The organism is Candidatus Omnitrophota bacterium (genome assembly GCA_028715415.1).
GTDB lineage: Bacteria > Omnitrophota > Gorgyraeia > Gygaellales > Profunditerraquicolaceae > JAQURX01.
In genome coordinates this window covers 164,237-173,935 of sequence record JAQURX010000003.1, presented here as the reverse complement: position 1 = coordinate 173,935, position 9,699 = coordinate 164,237, and the positions used below count along the sequence as shown (strand labels likewise).

General features: G+C 36.6%; 8 protein-coding genes. All 8 read right to left on the bottom strand.

Annotation, left to right across the window (positions count from 1 at the left end; genetic code table 11):
* Nucleotides 1-912: class I SAM-dependent methyltransferase (locus PHO70_02030; protein MDD5431753.1), on the bottom strand; the 912-nt coding region annotated here is incomplete at its 3' end.
* 2 nt (nt 913-914) lie between these two features.
* Entirely contained in the window at nt 915-2,252 is a 1,338-nt protein-coding gene (locus PHO70_02025; GenBank protein ID MDD5431752.1) for an oligosaccharide flippase family protein, read from the bottom strand.
* Nucleotides 2,253-2,269: 17 nt separating this feature from the next.
* Nucleotides 2,270-3,643 (bottom strand): O-antigen ligase family protein, encoded by a 1,374-nt coding sequence (locus tag PHO70_02020; protein ID MDD5431751.1) that lies wholly within the window; start codon nt 3,641-3,643, stop codon nt 2,270-2,272.
* A gap of 36 nt (nt 3,644-3,679) precedes the next feature.
* Nucleotides 3,680-4,828 (bottom strand): HD domain-containing protein, encoded by a 1,149-nt coding sequence (locus PHO70_02015; protein MDD5431750.1) that lies wholly within the window; start codon nt 4,826-4,828, stop codon nt 3,680-3,682.
* Nucleotides 4,812-5,642 (bottom strand): AAA family ATPase, encoded by an 831-nt coding sequence (locus PHO70_02010; GenBank protein MDD5431749.1) that lies wholly within the window; start codon nt 5,640-5,642, stop codon nt 4,812-4,814. The genes PHO70_02015 and PHO70_02010 overlap by 17 nt, the downstream gene beginning before the upstream one ends.
* A gap of 12 nt (nt 5,643-5,654) precedes the next feature.
* Nucleotides 5,655-7,610, bottom strand: coding sequence for an AAA family ATPase (locus PHO70_02005; protein ID MDD5431748.1), 1,956 nt, complete (start codon nt 7,608-7,610; stop codon nt 5,655-5,657).
* Between the two features lie 27 nt (nt 7,611-7,637).
* Nucleotides 7,638-8,438: a polysaccharide export protein gene (locus PHO70_02000; protein MDD5431747.1), complete on the bottom strand. Its 801-nt coding sequence runs from the start codon at nt 8,436-8,438 to the stop codon at nt 7,638-7,640.
* Nucleotides 8,439-8,531: 93 nt separating this feature from the next.
* Complete coding sequence (locus tag PHO70_01995; protein ID MDD5431746.1) at nt 8,532-9,689, bottom strand: nucleotidyltransferase family protein; 1,158 nt, start codon at nt 9,687-9,689, stop codon at nt 8,532-8,534.
* Nucleotides 9,690-9,699 lie beyond the last annotated feature (10 nt).

The following is a 9,699-nucleotide window of genomic DNA, read 5'->3' as shown; positions in this document are numbered from 1 at the left end:
CACGACGCTCTTCCGATCTCCCAAAAGCTTAGAAAGAAAATACCTCTTATCTTCCATCTTCCCTGTTATCCATAACTCTCTATTGTCTTCCAAACTCTTGCGCGGTGGAGGCTGAGAACCAAACAGTTTTTTTAAGAATGCTTTAACTTTTCTTGCCGCAATATACGCCTGCATAAATAAAGGCAACCTGATTAAATTATTGCAAAAGGAGCGATTAAACTCATCGGCACTCCTTCTTTTGCAAAACACAACCTTAAAACCGTTATTTTCCAATAGCTGCCCTAATGAATGTTTATTAAAATATGACAGGTGTTCTTTGCCTATCCGCAATTCTTCCCATTTATAAATCTTAGCACTGGGGCTGGTTATATCCGGAACCTCAATTATTAAATATCCGTCTTTAGAAAGAATTGTTTTAATCATCTGGAGGGTAGCATTCGGATCTGGGACATGTTCTAAAACATGGAACAAACTAATAAACTCAAAAGGAGCAATTACTTTTAAGTTTTCAAAACAACCTTCAAAATATTCATCAAATACAGTAAAACCTAATGACTTGGCGTACTCAGCTGCATAGATATTCGGTTCACACCCAACCGCCTCAAATCCTCTTTTCTTTGCTTCAAGTAAAACAAACCCCTCATTAGTGCCAATATCAAGAAATTTGCCTTTCTTTGTTGTAACCTTTTCTATAAAATCAAAACGATGGCTGATATTGCGTTTTCTAAAAGCTAACTTTGCTGAATCTTCCAAAAATTCTTTATACGTCTCAAATTTAACATAGTATCCGGGATCAATCTTGGCATCTCTATAGATAAAACCGCAATTCTGGCATTTAACGATATTTAAAGAAGGATACAACAATTGTACTTGGTTTTTTTTACAAACAATGCAGCCTTTTGTTGCTAACATTTTTAAACCTCTGATTTCAAAGCCTTGTTTATCAGCCTATAAAGAAAGAATAGCGCCAATACATGTCCCACAAGATACGGATAAACATACATTATTGAACTGCCAATAAACCCAAATTTAGGGACTATAATTAAAGAAAAAATAAACATGGTAAATGCATTAAATACATTTATAAGGCTTAATACCCCGGGCCTTCCAATAGATAAATAAAATGGCCTGACCCAAAGCAAGATTACCGCGACTAAAAGCCCCCAAAGCATTATTCTTATTGATTGGGCAGCCGGTAAATAACTAACTCCTAAGAAATATTGAATAATTACCCCGCTAAAGAAAAATAACAAAACAGCAATGGGTAAAGTTATGCCAGCTAAAAGGATTGTAGCTCTTTTTATAAGAATCTTGAGCTCCTTAATCTTATTGCTTGACCACAATTTTGAAATCTGCGGGTAAATTGCCGTGCTAACGGGAGCACTTACTAAAGTTATCGCTTCAACAAAATTTTTAGCTAAACGGTAGTAGCCTACTTCCAGCGGCATACGAAAATAGCCTAAAATAAGAACATCAATATTCTTGGTAAATAAAGTCAGCAGTTCATTAATGTTGGTATTTAAAAGGAATTTGGTTATTTCAGCCTTTCTTCCGGAGAGAAGGCTTAAGCCTCCTTTAATCCCTTTGTGCCAAAATGAATTTCTGATTGTCTTAATAGATATATATATCAAGATTAAGCTGCTTAAAAATGAACCGATTATATATGCAGTTAATACACTATGGATACTTCGAGAATAACTAAGGAATGATATGACTAGAATAAATTTGACTAATGTTGAGATCATTGAATATATGGAAAGAGAAAGAAATTTATCAAAAACAGTCAAAATCCCCAGGCAAGTACCATCCACTGTTGAAAAAAGAAGGATAATAGCATAAAAACTAATTAGGCCTTGAGTATCCGGACGATGAAATAAATAGTTAGCTGCCAAGCCTGCGGTAGAGATAACCAACAAGAATGCCAAAACTCCTGTAGAAATATCAATAAAATAACAAAGCCTTATCGTAGCCCAAAGCCTTTGTTTATCATTTTTTACCAAGAATTCCGAAACATATTTAACTACTGTTTCTCTGATTCTAAAATCTACTACTTGATTAATAATAACCACATAAACAGTAATTAAAGCTAAAAGCCCGAAATCGGAGACACCCAACAATCTGGCAACTATAAGCGCTTGGACAAAACTTATCCCCTGGACAAAAATATCGGCAATAAAAAGCCGGGAAGAATTCTTGATTAACAGAGATAACGAGGAATTGAAAAAATACGAAGAGAATTTCTTTAAAGACACCAATTTAATTCCTTTTTTTATAAATTATTGCTGCCTAATGTTTCCGTTTGGGGGATACGATTCAATCTGGGCAGCATAAGCACAACTGCAGCCAAAAACCAAAAAGGCTCCATTATTCGTATGATTATAAAAGTATTTGCCCCTAAAGAATGAATAAGTAGCCCCACAAAACCAGCCAAGAACCCTGCAGTTAAGCCCCTCGAATAGCCGTCTTCTTCAGCTGCCAGAGATAAAGAATGTTTAGCCATTCTAAAAACCCTGATTAAAATCCAGGAAAATAGAATTAACCCAAGAAGCCCGGTTTCAGCAATTACTGTAAAAAGCTGGCTATCAATAAAATACCTGCCGGGCCCATGCCCAAAGATTGGGCTCTTTGGAAACCTTTTTGTAATAACTAACTTCCAGCTGTCTAATCGTTCCTTGGGAGAAGTCTCTAAAATAAACGAAGCTCCAATCTGCACAACAGTTTCTTTTAGTCTTTCCTTTACAATTTTCGGCATAAATAGCACCGATAAAACCATAAATGCTATTGTAAAATACAAAATAATCTTTTTCCTTGTAAAAAAACTTAAGAAAAATAACATTGGGAATAAAGCCGCGTATGACCCGCGGGAAAGAGTATAAACTAAACCTCTAAACATTAAAGCTAAAAGTACAACAAGAAAAACCCTCATACCCAAAGAACGGGCAAACACCAATAAGCCTCCGGTAACAGCAATCATAAATATCAAATATCCTCCCAGAGTCCCCGGCTCCCCTCCTTCTTTCGTCTGAAAAGGAGATGACGCCCTAAAAAAAGTTGACCCTGCTTCTTTTTTTTGCTGCACAAAAATATTGGCATGCATGGAAACAAACAAAGCAGTAATAAGGAAAATCCCGATAAAAATCTTTGATTGCCGCAGGCTGGTTAGGTTATCTCTGACGATTAAAAACAACAGAAAGTATTCGAAGTATTTTGCAGTAATAAAAATGCTCTTTGGGACATTAATCTGGCTGTTAAAAGTAAGAGCTATAATGATTGAGATGACACAGGCTCCGATATAAGAGAAAAAAAGCAACGTAAGCCTTGTTTTAAAAAATTTTCCTATATCTTTTGTTAAAGCTATTCTTATTAATGACGCCAAAACAACTACTACTAAAAATATATCTTCAATCCTTAAAATAACAGTCCTTGAGGAAATCTTGCCCAAGACAACTTCGGGAGAAAAAAGCATGGAAATAATAATAATCGCAAGCCCTATATCAGGTTTAATTAAGGTGGGGAGAAAAACGAGGAGAAAAATCAGGATTTCAATATCTTTTACGCTAAGTTCTCTTTTTGTGGCAAAAAAACTTAAAATAAGGCCCGCGAGCAAAACAGCAAAATAAACTAAAAGCTTATTTCTTTCCACAATATTGTTTGGCTTGCCTTATATTTATTGGAGTTATTAAATAGTATCAAGTATTGTGGGTGTATCCTGTTTGGACAAATCTATAATGCTACCTTTTTTAACAGGTTCCCCTGAGGCATCCTGCAGCACTGCCACCACCGGCTTAAGCGGAGATCCGGGGCTGACACTGATAACCTTAGCTAATTCCTGAGTATCTAATCTTACTACGCATCCGATAGGATAAATTGACATCTTATTGATGAAAGCCTTCATCACATCAGAATCAAAATAATCTCTTAATGACCCGATAATGTATTTTATTGCCTTGTGCCCATTCATCCCTTCGCGAAAAGCACGGTCATTTGTAACAGACTCATAAGTATCTATCAAACCTATAATCCTCGCATAAGGATTAATGCTTGTTGAGCTCGCATAGTGAGGATACCCTTTACCATTAATCCGTTCGTGGTGCATAAGGACAGCTTCTTTTACTATGTCATCTATTGAATCAACCTTCTTTACAATCTCCATACTCCTTGAAATATGTGTTTTGACTAATTCAAACTCTTCAAAACTCAGCTTTCTTGGGGTGTCTACAATTGTCCTTAATTCATCCATGCCTAAGTCGTAAAAAACCGCCGTTAAACCAAGATGATTAAGCCTAGACTTATTAAAACCCATATTCATACCAATGACAGAAGATAAAATCATCACCTTGGTTATATGATGCGGAAGATAATACTCTTCTGTCTTTTTGATATATATATTATCTAAAATACTATCGCCGAAAACCAACTGATTGAAAACATCCTCTAAAACTCCCTGAATTTGGTCTACGCTTGAAGAAATATCTTCTTTAATCCTTATCCGCTGTAATAAAATTCGCACTGCTTTTACAGCATTATCATAAATTTCTTTGGATTTATTTGCATCATCAACACCATGAGTCTTGACTGCACTAATAAGCTTCTGAGAAACCAAGGAAGCATCTTCTTCTTTGATTATTTCTTTTTTCTTCTTTTCAACTTTAAAAATTCCTTTTGGATAACTTACCGGAGGCACGACTGGTTTTTCTATGTTCTTCGGGACAGGCTTTAACTGGGAATCTTGCGGTTTATTTTGAACATCTTCCTGAGGATTCTCTTTTTTCCCTTCAATATTCTCATTATCTCCGCTGCCCCTTAAGATATCAAACATTCTTGGCATAAACAGGAGCCTCCTTACTTAAATCCATGGCAACTCTTTGAGCTAATTCGCGGGTAATCTCTTTTGCTTCCTGCCCAAAACCAATCAAAAGCGACATATCGCAAATATTGTTCACTTTTCTGGGTACCCCTTTTGAATATTCGTAGATTTCTTTAATCGCATCCTTGGTAAATATCTCTGTTTTGGCCCCTGCTACCTCTAAACGATGTTTTATGTATTCCCCCATCTCTTTTTCATCAAGGCCGGTAAGATGATACTTTACTCCCAATCTCTGTTCAAGCTGCGGAATTGCCTGAACCTTCTTTAATAGCTCGGGTTGGCCAATTAAAACGAGAGTAAGCAGGAATTTTTCATTAAGCTGGAAATTTAAAAACAATCTTAATTCTTCAAAAGTCTCAAGGTTCTTAATGATCTGCGCTTCATCAATCAAAATAACCGTTTTTTTCCCTTCGTTAAAATTCTTATAAATAACATCCTGCATTGTATGTAAAAGCTGCGGCTTTGTTCCTTTAATGTGTTCATTCTTTAACTGGTAAATAATTTCTTGCATAAACTGGACGGGAGTTAACTGAGGATGGATAACTAAAGCTACTTCGTAGATTTTATTTTTTATAAGTTCATCAATTACAATCCTACTTAAGACTGTCTTACCGGAGCCATATTCTCCGGAAAGCATTGCAGCGCCCTTTTCTTCTTTTATGGCGTATAATAATCTGGTGAGTGCCTCTTCGTGCTTCTTTGAATAATACATGAAGCGCGGATCCGGAGTATTCTCAAACGGTTTTTCCAATAATCCCCAATATTTTTCATACATTTAAAACCCCTCTTACCCCTGTTTTCCGCCTAATTGATCTTTTGTATCTTCACTATAATATTTTTTATTATAGTAATAATCAACTTCAACGCCGACTTCAGGCCTTACATTATTAATAATAACTCCGGATAAAGAACCTTTTCCTCTTATGCTTTCAATCTGCATCTTGGCCCTGCGCAGCGCCAAACGGGAAGCATATCCGGACCTGTATAATAACAATACTCCGTCCATTTTAGGCAAAAGTATTGATGGTTCGCTGACTGCTAATATAGGCGAAGTGTCAACCAGGACAACGTCATATTTATTTTTGTAATAATTAAGTATCTCGTCAAGTTTGCTGGAATTAAAAAGGGTTAAATCATTAGAAAGGCTTGACCCTGCAGTAAGCAAATTAAGATTATTAAGCCATGGTTTATTTATAACCTTATCGATATCGGAAGCTCCCAGCATTATATCCGTGGCTGTCCTTATTGCCGCATCAACTGTCATATCCCCTCGGAGAATATCCGTTAGCCCCTTCTCTTTATCTTTAAGCCCAAAAATCTTATGCATCCTCGGCCTTCTGATATCTGAATCAATCAATAAAACTCTGTGCCCCATCTGAGCCATTACAACAGCCAGCGTAGAAATAATAAGAGTTTTCCCTTCTTCGGGCTTACAGCTTGTAATCATAATCAATTTATTCTGAATCCTGCCGCCCTTACCAAACAACACCTGCAGGTTAACGCTTAAAAGACGAAAAGCCTCCAAGAAAAGAGCATTGGAAGTAGACCTTTCAATTTCTAGAATATGCGTTGGCTTGATTTCTTCTTCCGTCTTGGAACTCTTCCTACTGAAGAAACCGCGCTTATACTTCCTTTTTCTCTGCTGGGTATAGTATTCGCTACAATAAGGAATTATTCCGATTACACTCGTCTTTATAAAGCTCTCTATATCATCAACTCTGCCGATTGAAGTATCCAAATGTTCAGTAATAAAAGCGAGGACTACACCTAAAACTAAACCAAGAGAAAGCCCGATTAAATAATTCTTCAGCTTATCAGGATAAAAAGGGCCCTTTGGCAGAACTGCCGGATTAACCAAAATAAGATTACTGACCTTCTCTGCTTCTTTAATCTGCGCTTCCTGTAATTGCTGCTTTAAAGAAGAATATAGCCCCTCATTTACGCTGACATCTCTTTTAAGCACGCCGTATTCAAATTCTTCCTTAGGCAAAGTTTTCAACTGCTGCCTTGATAATGCAATTTCTTCTTTTATGCTGATAACATTGGGATGCTTATCGGTAAATTTGCCGGATAGATCTGATAATTTCTTCTCTAATTCAGCAATTCTCTCTACAATTGCTACTCCAGAACCAACAGCCCCTTGAGTTGTAAGCACCCGGATTCTTTCTTCCTGGACTCTTAATTTATCTGAAACATCTGTCAACGCTTTTTCAATAAACTGCCGGACATTACGCGCCTGCTCGCTTTTCTGTAAAGCGTTTTCCCTTATAAAAACCTCTGCAAGTTTATTTATAAAAGTAACGGCTTTTTGAGGATCCTCATAACCGATGTTAATACGGATCATATTGCTATTTTCTACGGGTACACCCCAAATACCACCATTAAAACTGGAAATAAAATCTTCCCGTTCCTTGCCTTTAACCTTATCAGTTAGCCATCCTAATTCTACAAGGGTTTTCTCTGTAATCGGACGGCTGCAAATTTGCCTTATGTAATCAGGGATTTCAAATTCATCGCGCTGTCCGCCAAAAAAATATTCTTTTCCCGGGAACATAAACTGGGTGGGGCTTAATGCTGTATGGTCAACTTTTAGAGTAACTATCGCTAGGTATTGAGGAGTTTGGAAAGAGGTAAAAATAAAGGTTGCGAAAAGAACGATGCCTGTAGAAATTATTACTTCCCATTTTCTTTTTAAAAATGTAGCCCAATAATCTCTTAGGTTAAATTCGTTTACTTGTTCCATAGAATAAAAGGGAAATGTTAAATAACCTTAACGGTCATGCCTACCTAACCGCCTGATTTCTTTCCTAACCTGCAATCCTGTGTTAGCATTATTAACAACCATGTTTAGATCTGTCATAGCCTTGTTAAAATTAGCAATAAATGTTTTTGGCACAAAAATAACATCATTGGGTCTTAAAAGCAAATCTTCAGGTTTTAAAGAGCTGCCAGTAAATAATTTTACAAAATTAATCCTTTTTACTTTTGCTTCTTTGGTCCCAATATTATGCACAATAAGCACGCTATCCTTATGCGCTTCTTCGGTAAAATCTCCTGCTAAAGCAAGTGCATCCGTCAGATCCAAAGACCCTTTATATGTATAAATCCCCGGGTATGTAACCTCCCCCAAAACAACAACTTTATTACCGGCAAACTTTTTCATAATTAAGGAAACTTGGGGATTTTTAACATACTCAGTTAGCTTATCTCTCAGGATGTTCTCCAGCTTGCTTACAGTAAAACCGGAAACTTTGATCCTTCCGACCAAAGGATAAGATATGTATCCGTCCGGCCCGACAATAACGGTAGCTGTAAGATCAGGGTTTTGCCAAACGAAAATCTCCATTTCATCTTCAGGCGCAATATAATATTCTACGTTCTGATCAGTAGATACACCCGAACCGCCTTCAACCACATAACCCATACCTTCTTTGGATGTAGCTGCAGCAGAGCCGGATCTTGTCCGGCCGATTTCAAGAGAAGCAGAAAAAACAAGATTAGAATTTTGAGATGGGAACAACAAGCAGAAAAAAACAATTGCAGATGTAATGGAAATTTTCTTTAATTTCATCGCATCCTTAAATTAAGTTAATTATAATAATTGCTATTTAACGATTTTCATTATAAATAAAAATCCGCAAAAGTCCAGTTTTTTTTTAAAAATTCAAGTGCAGTCACGTTTACGGAGAATTTTTGATATCCCATTGATAATCCTTAAGATATAGTTAGTGCTTACAGAATCTCTTGGAGGGAAAAATATTCTTTTAGTTATAGCCAAATAATCATTAAAGCTAGATGCCTCAATTATTTCAAAAAAAGTATACGCTAGAAAATTATCCAGAATGCGCCTCCTTAAATTGCTTTTTAACAGGACTCCTTTATTAGCAAATGTATTGATAAACAAACGCTTAGGTAACGAGATACCGAGCATACGGACAATACTTCGGGGGTATTTTGGTTCAAATAATTCTGCCTGCAGTTTTAACGCGGCATAAAGCGAACTACGCAGATGCCAATCTCCGGATTTTTCAACAACGCTATCCCAATTAATCTGTCTGCCATACTTTTCTAAAAGACGGTCAATATCACACATAGACCTGAGTTTACGGAATGAATCGCTATTTGTTAAATGCGCGGATAAATAAAGCAAGAGCTCCTCTGGCAGGAAATCATAATACTTAATCCCTTCTCGCTCAACTAATTGGGCGCCTTGCCAAAAACCCTCTATACGCTCCTTGCTTCTGGCCATCATTGTTATGTCCCAATGCAACTCAATAATCTTTCTTTTGGGCCTTGAATAAATATCAACCCACTCCCATTCTTTAATCTCTCCAGAACCTTCGCAAACATACCCTGTTCTTTCTATTAATGGCCTTGCTTTAGCTCTATCTTCTTGCCTTATTAATAAATCCAAATCAACACTCTCATCCCTGCTAGAGGCATCTCCATAAAGCCTCTCGGACAAGAAGATCCCTTTAAGCGGGATAACCTTTATTCCCTTATCCATCAATAAAGAAATTATCTTTTTTAGTTCTTCCTTATAATAGATATTCCTAACTGTGCAAGCTTGATAAGATATCTTAAGCCTTTGGAGGGCCTCTCTCTCAATATCATTTATGGGCAGATAAAATTTAAGTGAATTAAATGTTAGTGAAGAAACTGCGTTATCATAAGCAAGCTGCAAGAATTTTTGCCAGTTGATACCTTGGTTTATTAATTGACTTATTTCATTCTGCTTTTGGTGGGATTTAACATTGGCACATAAAAGAAGCAACTTCTCGCAAACAAGGATATTCTTTTCTATGCAATTGCTCTTTGACATTCTTGTAAAG

Bases quoted from the DNA above. Each gene is read 5' to 3' on its own strand.
- PHO70_02015 (MDD5431750.1), bottom strand. From the start codon at position 4,828: ATGCCAAGAATGTTTGATATCTTAAGGGGCAGCGGAGATAATGAGAAT.
- PHO70_02010 (MDD5431749.1), bottom strand. From the start codon at position 5,642: ATGTATGAAAAATATTGGGGATTATTGGAAAAACCGTTTGAGAATACT.
- PHO70_02005 (MDD5431748.1), bottom strand. From the start codon at position 7,610: ATGGAACAAGTAAACGAATTTAACCTAAGAGATTATTGGGCTACATTT.
- PHO70_02000 (MDD5431747.1), bottom strand. From the start codon at position 8,438: ATGAAATTAAAGAAAATTTCCATTACATCTGCAATTGTTTTTTTCTGC.
- PHO70_01995 (MDD5431746.1), bottom strand. From the start codon at position 9,689: ATGTCAAAGAGCAATTGCATAGAAAAGAATATCCTTGTTTGCGAGAAG.